General features: G+C 67.7%; 23 protein-coding genes, 2 tRNA genes and 1 rRNA gene. 16 read left to right on the plus strand and 10 right to left on the minus strand.

The genetic code is table 11. The features are described from left to right. Window positions 1-172: 172 nt before the first annotated feature. The 7 genes from EH209_RS08650 (at window position 173) to EH209_RS08680 (ending at window position 9000) form a co-directional block, all read left to right on the plus strand. Complete coding sequence (locus EH209_RS08650) at window positions 173-1378, plus strand: Nramp family divalent metal transporter (protein ID WP_126662462.1); 1206 nt, start codon at window positions 173-175, stop codon at window positions 1376-1378. Between the two features lie 4 nt (window positions 1379-1382). Continuing rightward, window positions 1383-3488: a hydantoinase/oxoprolinase family protein gene (locus EH209_RS08655; RefSeq protein ID WP_126662463.1), complete on the plus strand. Its 2106-nt coding sequence runs from the start codon at window positions 1383-1385 to the stop codon at window positions 3486-3488. Then, entirely contained in the window at window positions 3485-5212 is a 1728-nt protein-coding gene (locus EH209_RS08660; protein ID WP_126662464.1) for a hydantoinase B/oxoprolinase family protein, read from the plus strand. Before EH209_RS08655 ends, EH209_RS08660 begins: the two co-directional genes overlap by 4 nt. Before the next feature lie 7 nt (window positions 5213-5219). Continuing rightward, window positions 5220-6020 (plus strand): maleate cis-trans isomerase family protein, encoded by an 801-nt coding sequence (locus EH209_RS08665; RefSeq protein WP_126662465.1) that lies wholly within the window; start codon window positions 5220-5222, stop codon window positions 6018-6020. A gap of 68 nt (window positions 6021-6088) precedes the next feature. Continuing rightward, window positions 6089-6859 (plus strand): coenzyme F420-0:L-glutamate ligase, encoded by a 771-nt coding sequence (locus EH209_RS08670; RefSeq protein WP_126662466.1) that lies wholly within the window; start codon window positions 6089-6091, stop codon window positions 6857-6859. A 277-nt stretch (window positions 6860-7136) separates the two neighbouring features. Continuing rightward, window positions 7137-7814, plus strand: coding sequence for a class I SAM-dependent methyltransferase (locus EH209_RS08675; RefSeq protein ID WP_249038765.1), 678 nt, complete (start codon window positions 7137-7139; stop codon window positions 7812-7814). Between the two features lie 172 nt (window positions 7815-7986). Continuing rightward, window positions 7987-9000: a 5,10-methylenetetrahydromethanopterin reductase gene (locus tag EH209_RS08680; RefSeq protein WP_126662468.1), complete on the plus strand. Its 1014-nt coding sequence runs from the start codon at window positions 7987-7989 to the stop codon at window positions 8998-9000. A 27-nt stretch (window positions 9001-9027) separates the two neighbouring features. On the opposite strand, the gene EH209_RS08685 is transcribed toward EH209_RS08680, so the two are convergent. Then, entirely contained in the window at window positions 9028-9222 is a 195-nt protein-coding gene (locus tag EH209_RS08685; RefSeq protein ID WP_126662469.1) for a hypothetical protein, read from the minus strand. 132 nt (window positions 9223-9354) lie between these two features. On the opposite strand from EH209_RS08685, the gene EH209_RS24575 reads away from it, so the two are divergent. The 6 genes from EH209_RS24575 (at window position 9355) to yciH (ending at window position 15143) form a co-directional block, all read left to right on the plus strand. Continuing rightward, window positions 9355-9789, plus strand: coding sequence for a DUF7573 domain-containing protein (locus tag EH209_RS24575; protein ID WP_249038766.1), 435 nt, complete (start codon window positions 9355-9357; stop codon window positions 9787-9789). Between the two features lie 106 nt (window positions 9790-9895). Next, window positions 9896-10090, plus strand: coding sequence for a cold-shock protein (locus EH209_RS08695; RefSeq protein ID WP_008893525.1), 195 nt, complete (start codon window positions 9896-9898; stop codon window positions 10088-10090). A 294-nt stretch (window positions 10091-10384) separates the two neighbouring features. Continuing rightward, window positions 10385-11347, plus strand: coding sequence for an AAA family ATPase (locus tag EH209_RS08700; RefSeq protein WP_126662470.1), 963 nt, complete (start codon window positions 10385-10387; stop codon window positions 11345-11347). 2 nt (window positions 11348-11349) lie between these two features. Further along, complete coding sequence (locus EH209_RS08705) at window positions 11350-12462, plus strand: DUF58 domain-containing protein (RefSeq protein ID WP_126662471.1); 1113 nt, start codon at window positions 11350-11352, stop codon at window positions 12460-12462. Next, window positions 12459-14765: a transglutaminase TgpA family protein gene (locus EH209_RS08710; RefSeq protein WP_126662472.1), complete on the plus strand. Its 2307-nt coding sequence runs from the start codon at window positions 12459-12461 to the stop codon at window positions 14763-14765. Before EH209_RS08705 ends, EH209_RS08710 begins: the two co-directional genes overlap by 4 nt. Window positions 14766-14849: 84 nt before the next feature. Beyond that, a complete protein-coding gene (gene yciH / locus EH209_RS08715) occupies window positions 14850-15143 on the plus strand; it encodes a stress response translation initiation inhibitor YciH (protein ID WP_006180453.1) in 294 nt (97 codons plus the stop codon). Between the two features lie 198 nt (window positions 15144-15341). On the opposite strand, the gene EH209_RS08720 is transcribed toward yciH, so the two are convergent. The 7 genes from EH209_RS08720 to EH209_RS08750 form a co-directional block, all read right to left on the minus strand. Continuing rightward, complete coding sequence (locus tag EH209_RS08720) at window positions 15342-15707, minus strand: rhodanese-like domain-containing protein (protein WP_126662473.1); 366 nt, start codon at window positions 15705-15707, stop codon at window positions 15342-15344. 149 nt (window positions 15708-15856) lie between these two features. After that, complete coding sequence (locus EH209_RS08725; RefSeq protein WP_126662474.1) at window positions 15857-16444, minus strand: NUDIX hydrolase; 588 nt, start codon at window positions 16442-16444, stop codon at window positions 15857-15859. A gap of 83 nt (window positions 16445-16527) precedes the next feature. Beyond that, the gene (locus EH209_RS08730) at window positions 16528-16947 is read right to left on the minus strand and encodes a DUF5809 family protein (RefSeq protein ID WP_126662475.1); all 420 of its coding nucleotides are present in this window, start codon (window positions 16945-16947) and stop codon (window positions 16528-16530) included. 21 nt (window positions 16948-16968) lie between these two features. Further along, window positions 16969-17475, minus strand: coding sequence for a DUF5810 domain-containing protein (locus EH209_RS08735; protein WP_126662476.1), 507 nt, complete (start codon window positions 17473-17475; stop codon window positions 16969-16971). An 86-nt stretch (window positions 17476-17561) separates the two neighbouring features. Next, window positions 17562-18044 (minus strand): ribosomal protein S18-alanine N-acetyltransferase, encoded by a 483-nt coding sequence (rimI, locus tag EH209_RS08740; protein WP_126662477.1) that lies wholly within the window; start codon window positions 18042-18044, stop codon window positions 17562-17564. Between the two features lie 210 nt (window positions 18045-18254). Continuing rightward, window positions 18255-18749, minus strand: a complete 495-nt coding sequence (locus EH209_RS08745) for a ferritin-like domain-containing protein (protein WP_126662478.1) — start codon at window positions 18747-18749, stop codon at window positions 18255-18257. A gap of 99 nt (window positions 18750-18848) precedes the next feature. Continuing rightward, window positions 18849-19136: a DUF6360 family protein gene (locus tag EH209_RS08750; protein WP_126662479.1), complete on the minus strand. Its 288-nt coding sequence runs from the start codon at window positions 19134-19136 to the stop codon at window positions 18849-18851. A 786-nt stretch (window positions 19137-19922) separates the two neighbouring features. Here EH209_RS08750 and EH209_RS23975 point away from each other — a divergent pair. The 3 genes from EH209_RS23975 to EH209_RS08760 all read left to right on the plus strand — a co-directional run bounded on the left by EH209_RS23975 (window position 19923) and on the right by EH209_RS08760 (window position 20988). Further along, window positions 19923-20069: a hypothetical protein gene (locus EH209_RS23975; RefSeq protein ID WP_008893512.1), complete on the plus strand. Its 147-nt coding sequence runs from the start codon at window positions 19923-19925 to the stop codon at window positions 20067-20069. Between the two features lie 52 nt (window positions 20070-20121). Then, complete coding sequence (locus EH209_RS08755) at window positions 20122-20817, plus strand: DUF7119 family protein (RefSeq protein WP_126662480.1); 696 nt, start codon at window positions 20122-20124, stop codon at window positions 20815-20817. Between the two features lie 97 nt (window positions 20818-20914). Continuing rightward, a tRNA-Lys gene (locus EH209_RS08760) sits at window positions 20915-20988 on the plus strand. Window positions 20989-21415: 427 nt separating this feature from the next. Here the strand turns inward: EH209_RS08760 and EH209_RS08765 are convergent. After that, window positions 21416-21491 (minus strand) — tRNA-Cys (locus EH209_RS08765). A gap of 135 nt (window positions 21492-21626) precedes the next feature. Continuing rightward, a 5S ribosomal RNA gene (gene rrf, locus EH209_RS08770) occupies window positions 21627-21748 on the minus strand. Window positions 21749-21887: the final 139 nt, after the last annotated feature.

The following is a 21887-nucleotide window of genomic DNA, read 5'->3' on the forward strand; positions in this document are numbered from 1 at the left end:
CGTCGATTTCGGATCACGGTTGCTCCCGATTCATCGCCTCGAGCACCGATCGAATGATTTCATACGAGTTCATACGGCGGGCGAACCGACTCGAGCGAGTCGTCGATCCGTATGTGCGGTTCTTAACAACCATTTTGGTCCTCTCGACGAGGGCCATATGTGGACACGTATCATGGGCATTGTAGACCGACTCAAGGCGATCGGGCCGGGTGCGCTGGTGGCAGCGGCGTTCGTTGGACCGGGAACCGTCACGACCGCGAGCGTCATCGGCGCGGAGTACGCGTATCTGCTCGTGTGGACGATCGCGTTCTCGATTCTGGCGACGATGGTGCTCCAGGAGATGAGCGCGCGACTCGGCCTGATCACGAAGGAGGGACTGGGGGAAGCGTTTCGAAACGAGTTCTCGAACCCGCTCGCGAGGGGCGTGACGATCGCGCTCGTGGTGAGCGCGATCGGGATCGGGACGGCGGCGTTCCAGACCGGCAACATCGTCGGCGGCGCCGCCGGCCTGGCGACGATCACGGGCATCAGCGAGAACGTCTGGGGCCCGGTCATGGGGCTGGTCGCCGCCGGCCTGCTGTGGACGGGCAGCTACAAACTGATCGAGCGGGTCTTCATCGGCCTCGTCACCGTCATGGGGCTGGCGTTCGTGCTCAACATGATTATCGTCCGTCCGGACCCGACGGCGCTCGCGGGCGGCCTCGTGCCGGCGGTCCCCGAGGGCTCGGCGTACCTGATCGCCGGCCTCGTCGGGACCACTGTCGTCGGCTACAACCTGTTCCTGCACGCGAGCACCGTCCAGGAGCGGTGGGACGGCGCCGAGGATCTCGCGGAGTGTCGGACGGACACGATCGCGATGGTCGCCGTCGGCGGCGTCATTACGACGGCGATCGTCGTCACCGCGGCTGCGGTGTTCCCCGAGGGGACCCAGATCACCGGCGTCGGCGAGATGGCCGACCAGCTCGAGCCCGTCTTCGGCGGCTACGCGCTGACGTTCTTCGCGATCGGCCTCTTCGCGGCCGGCTTCACGAGTTCGATGAGCGCGCCGCTGGCCGGCGCCTACGCCACCGCCGGCGCGCTCGGCTGGGAGCGCGACCTCAAATCGACCCGCTTTCGCGCGATCTGGTTGACGATCATCGGCATCGGGATTCTCTTCTCGGCGCTGGACTACAACCCGGTCGAGGTCATCGTCTTCGCGCAGGTCGCTAACGGGCTCTTGTTGCCCATCCTCGCGGTCTTCCTCATCTACGCGATGAACAACGACGAGCTACTCGGCGAGTACACGAACAGCACCCTCCAGAACGTGCTGGGCGGACTCGTCACGGTCGTCGTGATCGGTATCGGCCTCCGAACGCTCTACGACGTCTTGCTCCTTTGACCGAATGACGGATTCAAACCCTTCCGACCCGACGCGGAACGCATCGATCACCGACCACACCCCCCGTACCGACGGCGGTGCGTCGCCCTCGAGGGACGGGACCGACACCCGAATCGGCGTCGACGTCGGCGGGACGTTCACCGACGTAGCCCTCTCGGTCGACGACGACCTCGTCACCGCGAAGGTGCCCTCGACCGATCCCCAGCACATCGGGGTCCTCGAGGGTCTGCGTAAGGCCTGCGACGACGCGGGGATCGACCCCGCCGAGATCGACGAGTTCGCCCACGCGATGACCGTCTCGGTCAACGCCCTGCTCGAGCGCGGCGGTGCGAAGACTGCCCTCGTGACCACCGAGGGCTTTCGCGATGTCCTCGAGATCGGCCGGCAGGACCGGCCTGATCTGTACGACCTCGAAGCCGAGAAGCCCGAGCCGCTGGTGCCCCGAGAGCGGCGCTTTGAGGTGAGCGAGCGGACGACGACCGACGGCGTCGAGGAACCCGTCGATCCCGACGAGGTCCGGGATCTCGCGGCGACGCTGCGCGACCGGGACGTCGAAGCCGTCGCGATCTCGCTGCTGCACGCCTACGCCGACCCCGAAAACGAGGAGCGCGTCGCCGAGACGCTGCGCGAGGAACTCGACGTTCCCGTCTCCGCCTCCCACGAGGTGCTCGCGGAGTTCCGCGAGTTCGAGCGCACGTCGACGACGGCCGTCGACGCCTACGTGCGGCCCGCGATCGACCGCTACGTGGGTCGACTGGTCGAGGAGTCCGAGGACGCCGGCGTGCCGGCGCCGCGGATCATGCAGGCCAACGGCGGCATCGCCGACCCCGAGACGGTTCGGGACCACGCCGTGACGACGACGTTGTCGGGTCCGGCCGCTGGCGTCGTCGGCGCCGCGGCGACCGTCGACGACGAGGACGTCGAGGGGCTCGTCACCTTCGATATGGGCGGCACCTCGAGCGACGTGAGCCTCGTCCGGGACGGCCGCGCGGAGCGGACGACCGACGCCGAGATCGACGGCCTCCCGATCCGGACACCGATGGTCGACGTCAATACCGTCGGCGCGGGCGGGGGGTCGATCGCCTGGGTCGACGCCGGCGGCGCGCTCAGAGTGGGTCCCCGCTCCTCGGGCGCCGACCCCGGTCCCGCCTGTTACGGCAAGGGCGGCACCGAACCCACCGTGACCGACGCCAACGTCGTGCTGGGCTACATCGGTCCCGAAACCGCGCTGGGCGGCGAGATGACCCTCGACGTCGAGGCGGCCCGCGAGGCCCTCGAGCGACTGGCCGACGAGGCCGGCCTCGAGAGCGCGCTCGAGGCGGCCCGCGGCGTCTACCGCGTGGCGAACGCGACGATGACCCGGACGATCCGCTCGGTGACCGTCGAGCGCGGTCACGATCCTCGCGAGTTCGCGCTGGTCGCGTTCGGCGGCGCTGGCCCGATGCACGCCGCGGCGCTGGCCGACTCGCTCGAGGTCGACCGCGTCGTCGTCCCGCGACCGGGCGGGGTCCTCTCGGCGTTCGGCCTGCTGGCGGCCGACGAGAGCTACGACGCCGTGCGGACGGTCGGCGTAGACTTGAACGCGGCCGACCCCACGGACCTCGAGGCCGTCTACGACGACCTCGTTGCGGACGTCCTCGCCGACGCCTCCGACCCCGACGCGGCGCAGGTCGAACGCGCGGCCGACTGCCGCTACGCGGGCCAAAGCTTCGAGCTGACCGTCTCCGCCGACGAGGAGTTCGATGTGGAAGCCGTCGCCGAACGGTTCCACGAGGCCCACGAGCGCGCGTACGGCTACGCCTTAGACGAGGCTGTCGAGGTCGTCAACCTCCGCGCGACGGCGACCGTTCCGGGCTCGGAGCCGACCGTCCGCCACGAGGGCCCGGGCGACGCGCTCGTCGGGACGCGGGAGGCCCACTTCCCCGGCGCCGGCACCGAGCCGCGACAGGCGACGGTGTACGATCGAGATCGTCTCGTGGCCGGGTCGACGGTCTCCGGCCCGGCGATCCTCGAGCAGGCCGAGAGCACGACCGTCGTCCCGCCGACCTGGACGGGCGAGATCCTCGCGGACGGCACCCTCGTCATGACGCGAGGGGGTGATTCCCAATGACGCCAGATCCGAACGAAACCGCGGACACAACGACCGAAGCGGACGAATCGAATGTAACGGGCACCGACGACATCGATCCGGTGACCCTCGAGGTGCTGCGCAACCAACTCGAGAGCGTCGCCGAGGAGATGGGCCAGACGCTGATCCGCGGCGCCTACTCGCCGAACATCAAGGAGCGCCGGGACTGCTCGACTGCCCTGTTCGACGCCGAGGGCCGGATGATCGCGCAGGCCGAGCACATTCCCGTCCACCTGGGCGCGATGCCCGCGGCCGTCGACGCCGTCCTCGAGTACGATCCCCAACCCGGCGACGTGTTCATCCTGAACGACCCGTTCCGCGGTGGCACGCACCTCCCGGACGTGACGATGGTGTCGCCGATCGCGCCCGGCGCGGACGTCGAGGCCGACGGAGATGACGCGGACGGCGACGAGAGCGATATCGTCGGCTACGCGGTTTCGCGGGCCCACCACGCCGACGTCGGTGGGATGACCCCCGGCAGCATGCCCGCCGGCGCCCAGGAGATATACCAGGAGGGGCTTCGCCTGCCGCCGACGCGGATCGTCGAGGACGGCGAGCCCCGGGAAGAAGTCCGCTCGCTCGTGCTCGCGAACGTCCGCAACCCCGGCGAGCGCCGCGCCGACCTCCGGGCTCAGCAGGCGGCCAACGAACGCGCCGAGGAACGCCTCGCCGCGCTGTTCGACGAACACGGCCGCGAGACGGTCCTCGAGGGCTTCGACGCCGTCATCGATTACTCTCGCGAGCGGATCGAAGACGAGATTCGGAAGCTTCCCGACGGCACCTACGAGGCGACCGACGTCCTCGAGGGCGACGGCGTCACCGACGAGGACGTCGAGATCACGGTCGCGGTGACGATCGACGGCGAGACGATCGACGTCGACTTCGCGGGCACCGACGGCCAACTCGACGGGAACCTGAACGCGCCGCTGGCCGTCGCGAAGAGCGCGGTCTACTTCGTCGTGCGCTGTATCACCGATCCCGAGATCCCGCCGAACCACGGCTGTTACAAGCCCGTCGACGTCCGCGCGCCCGCGGGAACGCTACTGAACCCCGAGTCGCCCGCCGCCGTCGTCGGCGGCAACGTCGAGACCAGCCAGCGGGTGACCGACGTGGTCTTCACCGCGTTCGCCGAGGCGGCGCCCGACCGCGTGCCGGCACAGGGACAGGGAACGATGAACAACCTGACTATCGGGGCCCGCGACGGCTCCTTTACCTACTACGAGACAATCGGTGGCGGCTTCGGCGCGCGAGCGGACCGCGACGGGATGGACGGCGTTCAGGTCGGCATGACGAACACGCTAAACACGCCGGTCGAGTCCCTCGAGACCGAGTACCCGCTCCGGGTCGAGCGCTACGCGCTCCGGCCCGACAGCGGCGGCCGCGGCCGCCAGCGCGGCGGTCTGGGCCTCGAGCGCACCGTCACCGTCGAGCAGCCGGCGACGGTGTCGCTGCTGACCGAGCGCCGACGCCACGCGCCCGAGGGCGTCGCCGGCGGCGAGAGCGGCGCGACCGGCGAGAACCTGATCGACGGCGAGGAAGTCGCCGCGAAGACGACTGTCGACGTGGCGGCGGGAACGACCGTGACCGTCCGCACGCCCGGCGGCGGCGGCCACGGCGACCCCGACGAGCGCGACGCGGACGCGCTCGAGGCCGATCGCGCGGCCGGAAAGACGACCGACTCGGACGGCGAGGGGGACGAGGAGTGAGTGGCCGATGGCCGACTCCGACGCTCCCAGCGCTGACGCGGGCACTATAGCTGACGCGTCCGGTACGGACGATACCGCCGACGTGCGCGGCCGACTGGGACTGATCGTCCCCTCCTCGAACACGACGGCCGAACCGGAGTTCCGCCGTACGCTCCCCGCCGACGTCACCGTCCACGGCGCGCGCATGGCACTCGAGTCGGTAACCGTCAGCGAACTCGACGCGATGAGCGACGACGCGGCGCGGGCGGCCGAACTGCTCGGCCACGCCGACGTCGACGCCGTCGCCTACGCCTGTACGACCGGCAGCCTGCTCCACGGACCGGGGTTCGACGCCGAACTCGAGGATCGCCTCTCGGAAGCGGCCGGCATCCCCGCGGTCGCGACCGCTCGGTCGGTCGTCCGCGCCCTCGAGGCCCTCGACGCCGAGCGGATCGCGGTCGTCACGCCCTACACCGCCGACCTCGACGCGAAGGAGCGGGAGTTCCTCGCGGCCGCGGGGTTCGAAGTCGCCTCGATCGACGGCCGCGGCCTCGAGGCGAACACGGAGATCGGTACGTTGACCCCCGACGACGCAGTCCGGCAGGTCCTCGAGTGCGTCGACGGCGATGGTGACGACGACGCGCTCGACGCCGTCTTCGTCTCTTGTACGAACTACCGCTCGCTCGCGGCCGTCGGCTCCCTCGAGTCGAAACTGGGGGTGCCGGTAGTCACGAGCAACGGCGCGACCCTGTGGGACGTCTGCGGCGTCGCGGGGCTCGAGGTCGATCTCGACGGACTGGGGACGCTACTCGAGTGCGAGCGGCCGTAATCGTCGGCACCGACGTTTCCGTTCCCCGATGACGATGTGTTTTTGACACCGCTGTTCCACCCATCAGTATGGAACTCGAACCAGTGACGGGCCTGCCAGAGGTCCGTCCCGGCGACGACATCGCCGAACTCGTCGCGGAGCGGGTCGACTTAGAGCCCGGTGACGTGCTCACCGTTGCGAGCACGATCGTCTCGAAGGCCGAGGGGCGGACGGCGGACTTCGAGGATTACCCCGTCAGCGGCCGCGCACAGGAGATCGCCGACCGGATCGAGGAGATCGCCGGCGAGGAGAAGGACCCGCGGTTCGCGCAGGCCGTCTTGGACGAGAGCGCGGAGCTGTTGATCGACGTCCCGTTCCTGCTGGCCGAGACGCGATTCGGCCACATCTGTCCGAACGCGGGGATCGATCGGTCGAACGTTCCGGACCACGACATCCTTCTGCTACCCAGAAAGCCGAGCGAGAGCGCCGAGCGCATCCGTTCGGGACTCGAGGAACGGGGCTACGAGGACGTCCCTGTGATCGTCACCGACACCTGCGGACGCCCGTTCCGACACGGCCAGACCGGCGTCGCGATCGGCTGGGCCGGCATGCCAGCCAGCCGGGACTGGCGCGGCGAAGAGGACCGCGACGGCCACGAACTCGGCGTCACCGTCCAGTCGGTGGTCGACGAACTCGCGGCCGCCGCGAACCTCGTCACCGGCGAGGGCGCGGGCGGCGTCCCCGCGGTGGCCGTCCACGACTGGGAGTTCGGCGACCACGGCGGCAGCGACGAGCTGTTCAGAGGGGTCGAAGGCGACCTCGTCCGCGAGGCGCTTCGAGACTGGGAGTTCGACGGCTGAGGGGCGAGATCCGAGCGAAGCGAAGGTCTCAGTACGGCGAGCGGGGAACGGGCGTGACCCGCGAGCGCTGAGCGGAGTGGCGGTCTCGAGACGGTGAGCAGGGGAATCAAGGCCGACGCGGCCGTAGATCGCGGCGATGGCTGCGACCGAACCGGGATACGTCTGCCGACGCTGCGAACGGGGGTTGTCACGGTGGGACGGCCAACTGAACTGTCCGAACTGCAGCGTAACTGTTCCGATCGTGGACGGAATCCCGCGCTTTCCGGTCCCCGACGCCGTGGACGACTCAGCACACGAGACGTTCTTCGACCGGCTGGCGCCCGTCTACGAGACACCGGTCTGGTTCCAGCCGCTGTACCGCTTCGTCGGCGGTGCAACCGCGCCGCGGGACGACCGCTCGATGATCGCATCGATGCTCGACCTCGAGGCCGAATCCGGAACCGAATCCGCGGCTGAAGGAGACACGGAAGCACCGAGCGTGCTCGACGTCGCCTGCGGCACGGGCCGGATCACCCGCCGCGTCGCCCGCGACGCCGCGTCAGTTCTGGGGGTCGACATCTCCGGAGGCATGCTCGAGCGGGCGCGGCGGTACGCCGCCCGCGAGGGGCTCAAGAACGTCGCGTTCGTGCGGATGAGCGCCGACGAACTGTGGGTCGACGACGGCGCGTTCGATCGGGTCGCCTGCTGCTGGGCGCTGCACCTCTTCCCCGACGTCGACGCGGCGCTGGCCGAACTGCACCGCGTCCTCCGGCCCGGCGGCCGGCTCGTCGGGACGACGATCGTCGACGAGTACGTGCTCGGCGCGGCGCCCGTGCGGGCGGTCGCGCGACTGACGGTCGGCGCCGAACCGTTCGACGTCGACTCGTTTCGCACCCGCCTCCGCGAGGCGGGGTTCTCGAGCCTCGAGTTCGACCGCCGCGGGGCAGCGCTGTTCTTCCGGACGCAAGCCGGGTAGCCGGTGGTCGACGCCCGCCGTAACCCTATCTCCGCGACGGCGGCCACCGTCTCCGGTGACGGTGGGCTTTTCACCGCGCTGGCCGACCCTGCGGACATGAACCGACACGCGGTTCCGAATCGGTCCTCGATTCGGACGGACGGCCGACGGGGCGAGCGCGGAGGGTCGGCGAATGAGTGATCCCGACAGTCCGACCTGGGCGATCGAGCTCACGCCCGAGCACCCGCCCGAGCGCATCGCCGACCTGGCGGCTCGCGCGGAGGCCAACGGGTTCGATATCGCCTTCACGAGCAGCCACTACTTCAATCGCGACCCGTTCGTCGTGCTCTCGAGAATAGCCGACGCGACCGACGACCTGCGCCTCGGGCCGGGAGTCGTCAACCCCTACGAGACTCACCCGGTCAAACTCGCGGCCCAGACGGCGACGATCGACGAGGTCAGCGACGGGCGAGCCGTCTTCGGCGTCGGCGCCGGCGACCGCTCCTCGCTGTCCAATCTCGGCGTCGAGCGCGACCGGCCGCTCCGGCGCGTCCTCGAGACGTTCGATCTCGCGCGGGATCTCTGGGACGGCGAAACGGTTACCCACGAGGGAACGTTCACGGCGCGCGACGCGTCGCTGAACCTCGAGCCCGCGAGCGAGATTCCGGTCTACGTCGGCGCGCAGGGCCCCCACATGCTCCGGATGAGCGCGAAACACGCCGACGGCGTGCTGATCAACGCGGCCCACCCCCGGGACCTCGAGTGGGCCGCCGGCGAACTCGAAAACGGACTCCAAGAGCGACCCGACGACGCCGGCGACTTCGAGTCGCTGGCCTTCGCCAGCGTCAGCGTCGCGGGCGACGAGGAGGCGGCTCGAGAGGCGGCCCGACCGCCCGTGGCCTTCATCGCCGGCGGCGCGGCCGATCCCGTCCTCGAGCGCCACGACATCGACCGCGATGCGGCCGAAGACGTGGGCGCAGCCTTGGAGCGCGGTGACCTGAACGAGGCCTTCGGCCGCGTGACGCCCGAGATGATCGACGCCTTCTGTATCGCCGGGACGACCGAGACGGTCGCCGAGCGCTTCGAAGCGGCCTTAGAGCACGTCGACGGCATCGTCGTCGGCTCGCCGCTGGGCCCCGACCTCGAGGACGCGATCGAGCGCGCGAGCGAGGCGCTGGCGGCGGCGACGGACAGCGAAAACGACTGACTTCGGCGTAGATCGCCGGCGCCGGGATTAGTTCGCGGAGAAGAGGCTCCCGACGGCGCCGAGGGTGAGGGCACCGAAGACGCCCATCGAGAAGACGATCAGGAGGCCGCCGACGAGAACGAGCAGCGGCGCGAGCCCCTGGCCCATCGCGACGTCGCCGAAGAGGTCGATCATCTCGGTGAGGTTGTCCACGATAACGTTCATCGGAGTGACGGTGTCCATGTCCGGGGGTTGTCACCGATGCTACTTGGCCGTGCCGGTACGCCGTCGCACGGTGGCGGTCCGCACGACCGGTTCCGGTCCCATCGGGCGGCGAGCGGAGCCACTAAGCCGGCGCCGGCCGTACGGCCACCCGTGACCGACGACGCGACACTTACGGATTTTTTCGAGTCCGAAGGCGCCGAGGACGACGCTCGAGAGGGAGACACGGATGCGAACGTGGCGGCGGACCCGGACTCGAGCGAGGCCGACGCATCGCAGTCGGAACTCGAAGGCGGCGGCCCGGAGCAGCGGCGGCCAGCGGACGGCGATCGGGAGGAGCGGGCCGCTGACAGCGATCGGGAACAGCGAGAACGAACCGAGTCCACTGACAGCGTAGTCGACGTCGAGATGGCCGCGACCGACGACAAAGCGATCGACGACGACCCAATCGACGAGGAACCAGTCGGCGATACCGGCCGCTTGACGTACGGCTGGGGCGAGTACACTTGTCACCGCTGTGCGAGTGACACCGATCGCGTGTGGCGCGAGGACGGCGTCCTCGTCTGCCCGGACTGTAAAAACTGGTAACCGCCGCGAATCGCTCTCTGAACCCGGTACAGGTCCGATATCTCGGAGGTGCCTGCGAGTGTGCTCCCGAAGCTTTATATTTCCGTCGTGGTTCTCTAGAGGTGCAATGGCGCAAGGTACGGTCGCATTCTTCAACGACACTGGCGGCTACGGATTCATCGAAACTGACGACGCGGACGAGGACGTGTTCTTCCACATGGAGGACGTCGGCGGCCCCGACCTCGAGGAGGGTCAGGAGGTCGAGTTCGAGATCGAGGAGGCCGAAAAGGGCCCCCGAGCGACGAATCTCGAACGCTTGTAAGCCGGTTCGGTGTAGTGGTATCGTTCTCTGATCGTTAGCCGGGTAGCGACGGGAGTAACGTCCGCTGTCCGGCCCGATCTTCGGTTCTTTGTGCCGGTATCGACGCGGCGACGGCGACGCAACCGGTTAGCGACCACCCCATGACTGGGGCGACGGGGACGAACGGCACCGAACCGCGAGAGCGCGTTCGGAGCGGAACGGGTGCGATGTCGACGCAAAGCATATGTTTCAGAGCCACTACTGACGTACTGATGAGCGGTTTAACTGGGTCCTCGCCGTATCCGTGCTCGAGCCATGACTGACGCGAACCCGCCGTCCCGAACCGGGACCGATCGCCTCGCCGTCTCGACGGTCGCCGACCTCTGTGCCGAACTCGAGGCGAACGTCGCCGAGGTGATCGTCGGCCACGAGGACGTGGTCGAACACGTCGTGACGGCGATGCTCGGCCGCGGCCACGTCCTGCTCGACGACGTTCCCGGCGTCGGCAAGACGATGCTGGCCCGCTCGATCGCCACCTCGATCGACTGCGAGTTTCGCCGGATCCAGTTCACGCCCGATCTCCTCCCGACGGACGTCACCGGCGTGAACGTCTTCAACCAGCAGAGCCGAGAGTTCGAGTTCCAGCCCGGCCCCGTCTTCGGCAACGTCGTCTTGGGCGACGAGATCAACCGCGCGCCGCCGAAGACCCAGTCAGCGCTGCTCGAGGCCATGGAGGAAGAACAGGTGACCGTCGACGGCGACACCCGCGAGCTGCCGGATCCGTTCACGGTCATCGCGACCCAGAACGCGATCGAACCGAACCGGACCTACGACCTGCCCTTCGCGGAACTCGACCGCTTCATGAAGAAACTTCGGCTGGGTTACCCCGATCCCGAGGAGGAGACCGAACTGCTCGGCCGGACCGTCGGACACCATCCGATCGAGTCGCTCGAGCCAGTGACCGACCGCGCGACGATCGTCGCGGCCCGCGAGACCGTCGCGGAAACGCGCGTCGAGCGGCCGGTCCGGGAGTACGCGACGCGGCTGGCGGGCTACACCCGCGAACACGCCCGCGTCGGCGTCAGTCCCCGCGGGACGATCGCCCTCCTGCGGGCGGCCCAGGCGCGCGCGGTGACCAACGGCCGCGACTACGTCATCCCCGACGACGTCCAGACGGAGGCGCCCGTCGTCCTCCCCCACCGGATCAAGGCGGGCGATCGCGAGCGCGACGGCGCGACGGTCGTCGAAAACGCCCTCGAGCGCGTGCCGGTCGAGTGACGATGCGGTTGACGATCCGGGGCTGGACGGCGCTGTTCGTCGCGGTCGTCTCGCTGGCGATGGGCTGGGAGTTCGGCCCGCGGGCGCTCAACGCCGTCGTGGTCCCGCTCGCTGTCGTGTTGCTCGCCGGACTGGTCGCGGTCGGCCGAGCCGACCGCCCCGAGATCAGACGTGCGTCCGTTCCGGAGGGATTCGTCGGCGACCGACGGACGGTCGAACTCGAGATCGAGTCGTCGTCGGCGGTTTCGGCGACCGTCCGTGATGACGTCGGCGAGGGCGTCACGGTCCTCGAGGGCGACGACGAGACGACCGCGATCGAGGACGGCGCGCCCGTCGTCGAGACGACCCTCGCGGGCGAGGGCCGCGTCGGGTACGAGATACGACTCGAGGAGCGGGGCGAACACCGACTGGGGCCGGCGACAATCACCGTCAGCGACCTCTTCGGACTCGTCCGGCGCCGGTTCGCCGACGAGGGGACGACGACCGCCCTCGTCTACCCGCGCGTCCACGAGGTTCGGTCCGGTCCCGGCAGCGACATCCGAGCGGTCACCGACGCGCTCGCTGGGCAGGATCGCGAGGCGTTCGACCACCTCCGGGAGTACCAGCGCGGCGACTCGCTGCGGGACGTCCACTGGAAGTCCGCCGCTAAGCGGCCCGACGCCGACCTCGTCGTCACGGAGTACGCGGACACCGAGGAGACCGGGTCGGCGACGATCGCCGCCGAGTGCGCGCCCGACCGGGACGACGACCTGGCGACGGCCGTCGCGAGCGTCGCGGTCCACCTCCTCGAGGCCGACGTCGACGTCGGTCTCGCGCTCCCGAACGCCGATTACGAGCCGGGATCGGGCCACAAGCACTCCCGGCGGCTGCTGGCGGCGGCGGCCCGTCTCGAGGCCGGCGAACTCGAGGCGGGTCGGCGAGAGGAGGCGGACGTGATGATCCGGAGTGACGCCGACGGGACGCGGGTCGTGGTTGACGATCGATCGATCCCGTTCGAGCGGCTCGTTGGGGATCCCGACCGAACGACGACCCCGTACGACGGGCCCGGCGCACCCGATCGGCGGGGGCGAGACGGGACCGACGGCGGTCCCGACGAACCGGAGGTGACGTCGTGAGTACGAAATCCGATTCCCGAACGATCGAAATCGCGCCGGACGCGGACGGATCGGTCGGTCCCGGAACGTTCCGGCTGCTCGCGTGCTGTTGCGTGCTGGTGTTGACGGCGTCGTACGTGAGCGTCCTGCGCGACGTGACGCGGGTCGTCGGCGGGACCGAGACGCTGTTGACCCTCGTCGGGGCGATGCTGGTCGCGGCGACGGTCCTCGCGTGGGCGATCCGCCCGCGGACCGCGACGGTCGCCGCGGTCGTCGCGGGCGCGCTCGGCTTCGCCTACTACCTCGAGTACACCGGCCTCGGCGTCGAGGTGCTGCTCTCGGCGGGCGACGTGTTGCTCTCGGACGCCGCCGCGCTTGCGACCGGCCTCCCCCTGCTCCGGATGGTCGAAGCGGGCGTCTGGACGCTCGCGTTCGTCCCCGCGCCCGTCTTCCTCTCATGGTATCTCGCCGTCCGGGGTCGGTACGCGCTCGGCGTCGTTCCCGGCGGTATCGCGCTGCTCTTTCTCGTCCTGACCGGCGACGCCGGGACGGTACCCACACTGGTGGGAACGCTGGCCGGGATCGGCGCCGTCGGCTGCGGCGAACTCGAGCGCCGCGGCGGCTCGGTCGCTCAGGCGGACCTGCTCGCGGCCCTGTTCGCACTGATCGTCGTGCTCTCGCTGACCGTCACGGTCATCCCCGGCGGCTCGGGGACGCCGGGCCACTTCGCCGGGACCGAGGCCGGGACACTCGAGGGAACCATCGATCACGCCTCGGATCGCTCGCGCATCGGCGGCTCGGTCGACCTCTCGCCGGAGGTCCGGTTTACGGTCGAAGCCGATCAGGCCTCCTACTGGCGAACGGGTGTCTACGATCGCTTCGCCGGCGGCGAGTGGGTTCGGACCGGCGACCGCAGCGACTACTCTGGGCCCATCGGGGAACCGCCGGGCGAGACCGAACGGGTGCGCCAGCTCGTCACGGCCGAAACCACGCTCGGCGTCATGCCCGCCGCCCCGCAGCCGGTTACCGTCGACGGGGATTTCACCCAGCACACCCGAGTCTCGAGCCACGGGCAGATCCATCCGAACACCCCCCTCGTGGAGGGCGACACGTACGCCGTCGAGAGCGCGGTGATCGACCCCGACGCCGCTGCCCTCCAGCGGGCGGGAACGGACTACCCCGACCCGATCGCCGAGCGGTACCTCCAGACGCCCGAGGACACCGCCGACGAGTTCGAGGCCCGAACGGCCGAGATCACCGCCGACGCCGACACGCCCTACGAGAAGGCCGTCGCGATCGAGGACTACCTCCGGTCGACGAAGGGCTATTCCCTCGAGGTCGACCGGCCGAACGGCAACGTCGCCGAGGCGTTCTTGCTCGAGATGGACGAGGGCTACTGCGTCTACTTCGCAACGACGATGGCCCAGATGCTGCGGGCCGAGGACGTGCCGACGCGCTACGTCACCGGCTACACGAGCGGCCAGCAGGTCGACGACGACGAGTACGTCGTCCGCGGGACCGACGCCCACGCCTGGGTCGAGGTCTACTTTCCCGACCACGGCTGGGTCGCCTTCGAGCCGACGCCGTCCGGGCCCCGCGATTCGGCCCACAACGAGCAGGTCGAGCAGGCCCGCGAGGACGGCGCCGAGGACGTCGACACCGACTCGAGCGAGGACGTGCCGCTTTCCGAGGAGGAAGCGGAGGACGAACCCGGCGAGCCCCCGTCGGAGATCGTCGGCAACAACGAGAGCGAGAACTGGAACGACTCCGACACCAGGTACAGACCGGACAACGAGACCGACGGAAACGACTCGTCTCCGGAGCCCGATCCGGTCGAACCGGCGGCGAACGACAGTTCGGTCGCCGACGAGGAGGACGACGACGGCTGGCTCGCGGCGCTCGTCGAGCGGCTTTCGATCTCCCGCGAGGCGGCCACCGTCGCCCTCGTTGCCCTCACTGGACTGGTCGCGAGCGTCCACCGCACCGGCGCGGTCGCGCGGCTCCGCCGGACCATCGGCCTCTACTGGCAACGGCGCAGCGACGATCCCGGCCGCGACGCCGAACGCGCCTACCGGCGTCTCGAGCGCCTGCTGGCCGTCTCCCATCGCCCCCGCGAGCGCTCGGAGTCCGCGCGCGGCTACCTCGAGGCGCTGGCCGAGGAATCCGACGCGGGGGTCGATCCGCGGGCGGAGACCGTCCTCGAGCGGTACGAACGGACAGTGTACGGCGGCGGCGTCGATCGCGAGGGGGCCGACGAGGCGATGGCGATCGTCGACGAACTCGCGCGGGAGCGACTCCCTGGCCGCGGTCAACGGGGGAATTGAGCACCCGCTCACTCAAAAAGAACCGCGAGACGGCATACGGGTCCCGATAGTGTTTAATATGGCCGATTCGTACCAGTGAACGTAATGTCGGAAGTCTGCTCGACGTGCGGGCTGCCCGAGGAACTCTGCGTCTGCGAGGACGTGGCCAAGGGACAACAGCAACTCAACATCCGCATTGACGAGCGCAGATACGGTAAAGAGGTAACGATCGTCGAAGGATTCGATCCGAAGGACGTCGATCTGGACAGTCTCTCGTCGGATCTCAAATCAAAATTCGCCTGTGGTGGGACCGTCGAAGACGACCAGATCGAGCTACAAGGCAACCACACCGGCCGCATCGAAGAGTTCCTTCGGGACCGCGGCTTCAACGTCGCATAATGCCCGCGATGCTCTGAGACGACTTCCGAACTCCGCGACTGCCTCCCGTATCGCTTCTTCACTGACTTCGGTTTTCACCTCCACCAGCGATCGGTCTCGCGCTGATTTCCCGTCGGCCTATCCTCGCGGAGAACCGTCTTTGGCATCAATACCGCCGATACGAAAAAGCGAAGCCGCGGGAGAACCGCGGTCGCGAGATCAGAAGGGAGATTCGGCGTTCGCCGATTCGTCCGCCTCGTCCTCGCTTCCGATGAGGCCGAACTTCAGTCCGTACTTCTCGAGGCCGCCCTCCATGCTCTCGACGGTCGCGTCGGCGGTCCCCTCGTAGGAGCCGATGAGCTGGGCCGCCTGCACGCTGGCTTTGCCGTGGGGACAGACCGTCACGATTCGATCCTCGCCCTCGAATTCCTCGACGCGGCTCGTGAGTTCGTGAAACGGGATGTTCTCGCTGTCGGGAATCCGGCTGTGGTTGAAGCTCTGCTCGTCGCGAATGTCGATGACGCGGACGTCCGCGTCGTCCTCGAGGAGTTCCTTGACCTCGTCGGGGGAGATTTCGCCGTCCATTACGCCCGGATTAGGACGCGGACAGAATAAGCCCACGGGTCGAGTCCCGCTCGCGAGCGGCGGGTCGTCCTGACTCGCCGTTCCAGCACTACGCGTTCGAGACCAGACCGCCTGCGTTCGACCACGCGATCGATCGCTCCCGACGAGCGTCAGAGCAGGCCGTCCTCCTTCGCCAGCAACAGCGCCGACAGCGTCGAGTCGTTCGCCGGCAATTCGCGGGCGCGCTCGAGTGCCTCGTCGACGGGAACCGTCGTCACCTCGAGGAACTCATTGTTGTCGAGTTCGCGCTCGCCAGGCTCGAGCCCCTCGGCGAAGACGACGCCCCGATCGTGGCGGAGGACGCCGGTCGCGACCGCGTACTCCTGAAGCAAGGCAGTGCTCGAGGGTTTGAATCCGGTCTCCTCCTCGAGTTCGCGGGCGGCCGCGTGCGTGTAGGATTCGCCGTCCTCGACGATGCCCGCGGGGAGTTCGAGGTGCGTCTCGCGGATCGTCGGCCGGTACTGCTCGACGAACAGGAGGTGCTCGCCCTCGTTCCCGTCGGTCGTCTCGTCGTCGAGAGCCGCCACGGCGGTGCCGTCGATCTTGGCGACGACGATTACCGCGTCCGGCAGGTCCGCCCAGTAGTAGCGCTTCTCGGTGCCGTCGGGCTGCTCGAGCAGATCGTACCCGCCGTCGTACCAGGACGTCTCGTACTCGGTGACCTCCTCGCGGAGCGTCCACTCGTCGGGTGCAGTCATCGACCGGTGTGTCGGCCTCGATCGGGTAATAGGTGCCGTTCGGCGATCAGGAGAGACGAGATCGGTCCCGCGGCGACCGCCGCTCAGTTCGCCTCGACCAGTTCCCGATAGAGCCGTCCGAACGCCTGCCGTCGGAGGGTCGCGACCGCTGCCTCCTCCTCGTTCTGGAAGGTCGCGGCGACGGCGCCGTCCTCGGGACCGGCGTGCCAGACGACGGAGTCGACGTTCTCGCTCCCGACAATCGTAACCTCGCCGTCGTACTCCTCGTGCCAGTCCTCGAACTCCTCGCGCGTGCCGACGCGAACCTCGAGCAGGCTGGCGAACAGCGCGTCGCGGGCGGTCTCGACGACGTCGCCGGTGACGCGGTCGTCGTACTCCTCGCGGTCGAACTCCATGACCTTGGCGACCTCGCGAACGACGGTCTGGGCCGCGGGACCGACCTCCTCGTAGCGGTCCCGGGCCTCCTCGGCCGACGCCGGCGCAAACGTCCCGTCAGTGTGCATACCTCGACGTGCTCGCGGTAGTCAGTTACCAGTTTCGCGTTCCGACGACCCGTCGTCGTCAACGGCTGTGCCGTCGTCGGTCGTTTCGACGGCTCCCGTCTCGTCGTCCGATGCCGCTCCCTCTTCGTCCGCGTCCGCCGGTTCCTGCATCCGCCGGGTCAGCTCCCGCGCTTCCTCGAGGGCGCTCTCGGCTTCAGCACTCATGCCGCCCCGGTCCGACCGGCCGCCGAGCTGGTCCCCTCGACCCGGTTGGCGGCTCTGGCGGGCTAGTCCCTCCTCGAGGCCGCCCGGTCGGCCGTGGTCGTGTCCGTGGCTCGGCGATTCGAACTCCGGCGTGTCGATCTCGGGTGCGTACTGGCTGACGATCTCGCCCAGTTCCTCGGGGCTGCAGTCGCTCCAGTTGGGCGCGTGCTCCTCGAGCCAGGCACGGTGGTCCTCGCGGCCCAGCGAGGCGGTGATCGCGAGGTGGTTCGCGAGGTGCTCCGCGTCGGCCTGTTCGGCGTCGCAGACGGGGCAGGCGTATCCCATGCTCGCGGGTAGGAACGCCGGCGGTAAAACGGCCACGTCCGCGGTCGCGAGCGCGGGACGACCGTCGGACGCCTGTTCTCGCGCGCCTACTCGAGTTTCCGCAGCATGATGATCGCGTCCTCGCCGTTCCCGTAGTAGCCCGGCACGCGCCGGAGCGGCTCGAAACCGAACTGGCGGTAGAGCCGCTTCGCGCCGTCGTTGGTCCGGCGGACCTCGAGTTTGACCGAATCGGCACCGCGGGCGGTGAGCACGGCCATTCCCCGGGTGAGCAAGGCGGTTCCGATCCCCGAGTCGCGGTGGTCCGGATGGACGGCGATGTCCTTGATGTGGCCGAGTTCCCGTCCGAACTGCGTGCTCACGTCGGCGACGATATAGCCGGCGATCGTGCCTCCCTCGACGGCGACGAGAAACCCGTCGTCGCCGAGAAACCGCTCGAAGGCGTCGTAGGGCCACGGCTGGGAAAACGACTCGTTCTCGATACGGACGATTGCGAGCAGATCCGCCCGCGCCGCTGGACGGATCGAGAGCCCGTCGTCACCGTCGGCCGCTCCGGACGCCGGCGTTGTCACGGTCGGGGGTAGACGCTCAGCGGTAAAAGAAGTAGTGCCCTCGACCGCGCGGCGACTCGAGCGGTCGGGCGTCCGGTTACTTGTCGACGCCCTCGTTGTCCGTCTCGGCGCGCTCGTCTTCGATATTGGTCGTCGGCACCTGGTCTTCGGTCCCGCCGTACTGGGTCTATTCCTCGTCGGTGTCGTCGTCGTTCTCGTAAGCCGTCGGAATCACTCCGCCGGAATGGCGTCCATCTCGAACTCTTCGGTGAGTTCCGTCAGTTCGTCCAGCGCGTCCTGTTCCTCCCGAAGGTTCTCCTCGAGCAGGTCGGCGGCCTCGTCCATTCCGAGCTGGTCGGCCAGCGGAATTAGATTGCCGTAGGCGGCGATTTCGTAGTGCTCGGTCTTCTCGGCGGCCGCCATGTTGTGGTAGTCCATGACTTCTTGAGAGGGGTCCATGGATTCGAACTCCTCGTACTCCTCGATCAGACCCTCGATCCCTTCGCACTCCTCTTTCTCTGGGGGCTCGCCAAACATGTCGAAGACCTCCTCGAGCCGATCGATGTGACCCTGGGTCTCCTCGCGGTGCTCCGAAAACGCCTGTGCGATCTCGTCGCGCTCGGTGTTGCTCTCCAGATCCTCGAGCGCGTCGAGCAGCTGGTGCTCGGCGTGGTAGATGTCTTCGAGGCCGTGCTCGAACAGGTCCTGAATCGTGTCCATGCTCATGATCCAGCCGGCGATTCGCCGGCGCCGTGAAAAAATCGCCAGCCTGCGACGGCAGGCGCCCGCGAGCGGCCGATTTTCCCGATTCGCGAGGGCGTCCTCTCACTCGTCGGCCTGCGCGTCGTCGATCCGATCGGCGTGTTTCTCGAGGTCGGCCGCCAGCGCCCGCGCCTGATCTGGCGTCAACTCGAGGTCTTCCATGTGTTTGGGCAGGTACTCCTCGGCGAGATTGTCCAACTCGAGTTGGAGGTGGACGCAGTCGGGATCCTCCGTGTCGGCGGTCGCGTTCACGACGGCGACCGATTCCCACTCGAACGCCGCCCCCTTCGCGACGGCCTCGACGTAGTCTAAGGTCGTGTACGCGTTAACCGTCATCAGTCGATCTGACATACGAGAACGCTCACGACGAACCCACTTAGGGGCCGCGAGGGCGCGCTCGCGAACCGATCGGGAGGAACTCTTGTACAGCGACGACTGCCGACCGAAACGCGTCGACATCGATTACAGCCATCGATCGGGACTCGAGACAGCAGACTGTGTTCCAACAGATCCGAACCGCGCGTCGGATCGACGGATCCGATCGATATCGTCCCGCACTCGACTAATCCCTGCTGCCCGTTCACACTGCACAATAATCCCCGATTCGGTGCCTCGTCTACCGGATTATTTTGCCTCCGATGTGCGACTCGGCAGCCGGTAGCCGTCACTCCCTCCAGAGAGGGGCTTCGCCTTCCCATACGGCCTGCGACATCCACCGTCAGTCTCTGCAGACCGTCATCACCCGTGGATTCTCGATGCGGCGCGGCCGTTTCTCATCGGTCGACTCTCGACAACCGGCGGGAAAACGAGTCTTCACGAGACCCACTCCATCGCCCGTACCGACCCCAAACCGTCTCGATACCCGCTTTCAGCCCGCTCTCGCTCGAGTCGTCGACAGCCGGATCGGACTCGTTCTCTCGAACTGGACGCTCGGCCGCTCTAACTGGTTTCTTTCTCGAGCGTTCGCTCTCACGGCGCCGATCCGTGACGCGCGTTTCGAACGAAATCACCCGCCAGCATCACGAATCGAAGCGGTGGGGCGTCGGAGATAGCGGCATAACTGACCTGTAAGACCGAGCACGGGTATCGCTTGCAGCCGAGGTGGTACTTATGCCCGCTGCGTTCGAAAAGGGATCCATGACTGACGCGGCCGAATGCAAACCGGAGACAATTGAACCCGAGCAGGACGACGAAGAGCGCGACGATGCCCACCTCGACGACATCGAGGAAGGGGCCGGCTGCACGGAAATCTGGGAGCATCTCGCCGAAAAACGCGACGAGTGAGAGATTCGCCACGGCAGCGGCTTTTTTAGCGTTCAAGTCCTTATCGGGAGCCATGACCGACAATCGGCCCGGTGACCGCTCACATCGCCGTCGTGCGGATGGTCGTTCGATCCCGACGGACCGCGAATCGCCCGTCGGTGCACCAGTTATCCGGGGCGACGAATCGGTCGCCGGCACGCGCGCCCGCGAGGCCGTTCAGTTCGATCCCGACGATCCCGAGAGCCTTGCCGACGCCGCCGAAACCGTCCGCGAGTTCGCCAGCGGCTCGACGAACGACGACCACCTCTACATGCTGCGTGGCGCCGCCGCCTGCGCCGCGCTCGTCCGCGGCGAAGGCTCCTACAAGGCCGCAGCCGAACGCGCCGGCGGCGACGCGACGGTCTCGTTTATTCGCAAGTGGGCTCGCGTCCACGACCTCCCGCGGTCGGTCCGCAAACAGGTCGCGCTCGGCCGCATCGCACCTACCGCCGCCAAACACATCGCTCGCGTCGGCGGCGAAGCGCGACTCCTTCTCGCCTGGGCGACCCTCGACGGCGACCTCACTGTCCGCGAGGTCCGAAGCGTCGCCAGTACCATCAACGACGGCACCCCGATCGAGCAGGCGCTGGCCGATCACGGCGTCACACTGGGCCAACTCGAACTCACGCTCTCACCGTCGACGTACCGGGATCTCCGCCGCCGCGCCTCCGTTGACGGCGTTCTCCCCGGTGAAATCGTTACCGAGGCACTCGAAGAGTACTTCGACTGAGCAAAGGTTGCTCGAGTGCACCCAGCGTCACCATCTGGTTATCGGGTAGGCAGAGAAAGAAACGTTTAACCATCACTCCCCGAAAGTAGCATCCACAGGGCCGGTAGCTCAGTTTGGCAGAGCGTCTGGCTTTTAACCAGACGGTCGCGTGTTCAAATCGCGCCCGGCCCGCTTTTGCGACGACCAATTTCGTGAGGAGCAAAGCGGCCAAGGCAATTTTAATCGCAGGGAGAGCCCAGTCTGCGAACGACGTGAGCGAGGAAGCGATCGACCGTGTGTTCAGATTTCGATGGATGTGCAATCTGAAACAGACCGCGGTTCTGCGAGTGACGCGAACAGGATGTCTCGGCAGAGTTCATCACTGGCTCGTCCTTCTTTTTCGATAGCTGACTCCTCAAGAACAACGCGGTGATCGAGAAAACCGTGATCAACCGACGAATGGTGGATCGCCGTTGCTGAGCCACCAACTGATCACGGATACCTCGCGTGGTACGCACGAAGCCATTACAGTATGAAACTGATATCCGGATCTACTCTGCGAAACAGTGCCTAGAGACCACCCTTAGAGCGATCGCTCCTCGAGTCGATCACGACAGAAAGCCAAGGGCCGGATTTGAACCGGCGGTGGGCGGCTCTGCAGGCCGCTGCGTTCGGCCGGACTCTGCCACCTTGGCGCGTTTGTCCCTTATCACTGTGGTCGTTTAAGCATAGCGGTACGGCACAGTCGTTACTGTGCGACAGTACCTGCTATAAATACGAGTAGCCCCACACAGCCGGTGCTGTGCGGGGCGTGATGATGTAGTATGAGTGGATGGCGGCGAATCGGGTCTCCCAGAGGCTCGCGCACTCCAGTACTCACCGAAACGCAGGCGGGCTTAACTACCGTGTTCGGGATGGGTACGGGTGGAACCCCGCCGCTGTGGCCGCCTCAACGCCGATCGACGGAATCGAACCGCCGCAATACCAATATCGGTGGTATGTGACCGTGTGATTGTACGTGTAGTCCAGTTAGCGCCTGGACCCGTTTCCGGGTCTGATCCAGATGCGATATGAGTGTGTGGCTCGATCGG

Origin of the sequence: Haloterrigena salifodinae (genome assembly GCF_003977755.1) — an archaeon.
In the GTDB taxonomy this organism is placed as follows: Archaea; Halobacteriota; Halobacteria; order Halobacteriales; family Natrialbaceae; genus Haloterrigena; species Haloterrigena salifodinae.

Bases quoted from the DNA above. Each gene is read 5' to 3' on its own strand.
- EH209_RS08650 (WP_126662462.1), top strand. From the start codon at position 173: ATGGGCATTGTAGACCGACTCAAGGCGATCGGGCCGGGTGCGCTGGTG.
- EH209_RS08655 (WP_126662463.1), top strand. From the start codon at position 1,383: ATGACGGATTCAAACCCTTCCGACCCGACGCGGAACGCATCGATCACC.
- EH209_RS08660 (WP_126662464.1), top strand. From the start codon at position 3,485: ATGACGCCAGATCCGAACGAAACCGCGGACACAACGACCGAAGCGGAC.
- EH209_RS08665 (WP_126662465.1), top strand. From the start codon at position 5,220: ATGGCCGACTCCGACGCTCCCAGCGCTGACGCGGGCACTATAGCTGAC.
- EH209_RS08670 (WP_126662466.1), top strand. From the start codon at position 6,089: ATGGAACTCGAACCAGTGACGGGCCTGCCAGAGGTCCGTCCCGGCGAC.
- EH209_RS08680 (WP_126662468.1), top strand. From the start codon at position 7,987: ATGAGTGATCCCGACAGTCCGACCTGGGCGATCGAGCTCACGCCCGAG.
- EH209_RS08685 (WP_126662469.1), bottom strand. From the start codon at position 9,222: ATGGACACCGTCACTCCGATGAACGTTATCGTGGACAACCTCACCGAG.
- EH209_RS08695 (WP_008893525.1), top strand. From the start codon at position 9,896: ATGGCGCAAGGTACGGTCGCATTCTTCAACGACACTGGCGGCTACGGA.
- EH209_RS08700 (WP_126662470.1), top strand. From the start codon at position 10,385: ATGACTGACGCGAACCCGCCGTCCCGAACCGGGACCGATCGCCTCGCC.
- EH209_RS08705 (WP_126662471.1), top strand. From the start codon at position 11,350: ATGCGGTTGACGATCCGGGGCTGGACGGCGCTGTTCGTCGCGGTCGTC.
- yciH (WP_006180453.1), top strand. From the start codon at position 14,850: ATGTCGGAAGTCTGCTCGACGTGCGGGCTGCCCGAGGAACTCTGCGTC.
- EH209_RS08720 (WP_126662473.1), bottom strand. From the start codon at position 15,707: ATGGACGGCGAAATCTCCCCCGACGAGGTCAAGGAACTCCTCGAGGAC.
- EH209_RS08725 (WP_126662474.1), bottom strand. From the start codon at position 16,444: ATGACTGCACCCGACGAGTGGACGCTCCGCGAGGAGGTCACCGAGTAC.
- EH209_RS08730 (WP_126662475.1), bottom strand. From the start codon at position 16,947: ATGCACACTGACGGGACGTTTGCGCCGGCGTCGGCCGAGGAGGCCCGG.
- EH209_RS08735 (WP_126662476.1), bottom strand. From the start codon at position 17,475: ATGGGATACGCCTGCCCCGTCTGCGACGCCGAACAGGCCGACGCGGAG.
- EH209_RS08745 (WP_126662478.1), bottom strand. From the start codon at position 18,749: ATGAGCATGGACACGATTCAGGACCTGTTCGAGCACGGCCTCGAAGAC.
- EH209_RS08750 (WP_126662479.1), bottom strand. From the start codon at position 19,136: ATGTCAGATCGACTGATGACGGTTAACGCGTACACGACCTTAGACTAC.
- EH209_RS23975 (WP_008893512.1), top strand. From the start codon at position 19,923: ATGACTGACGCGGCCGAATGCAAACCGGAGACAATTGAACCCGAGCAG.
- EH209_RS08755 (WP_126662480.1), top strand. From the start codon at position 20,122: ATGACCGACAATCGGCCCGGTGACCGCTCACATCGCCGTCGTGCGGAT.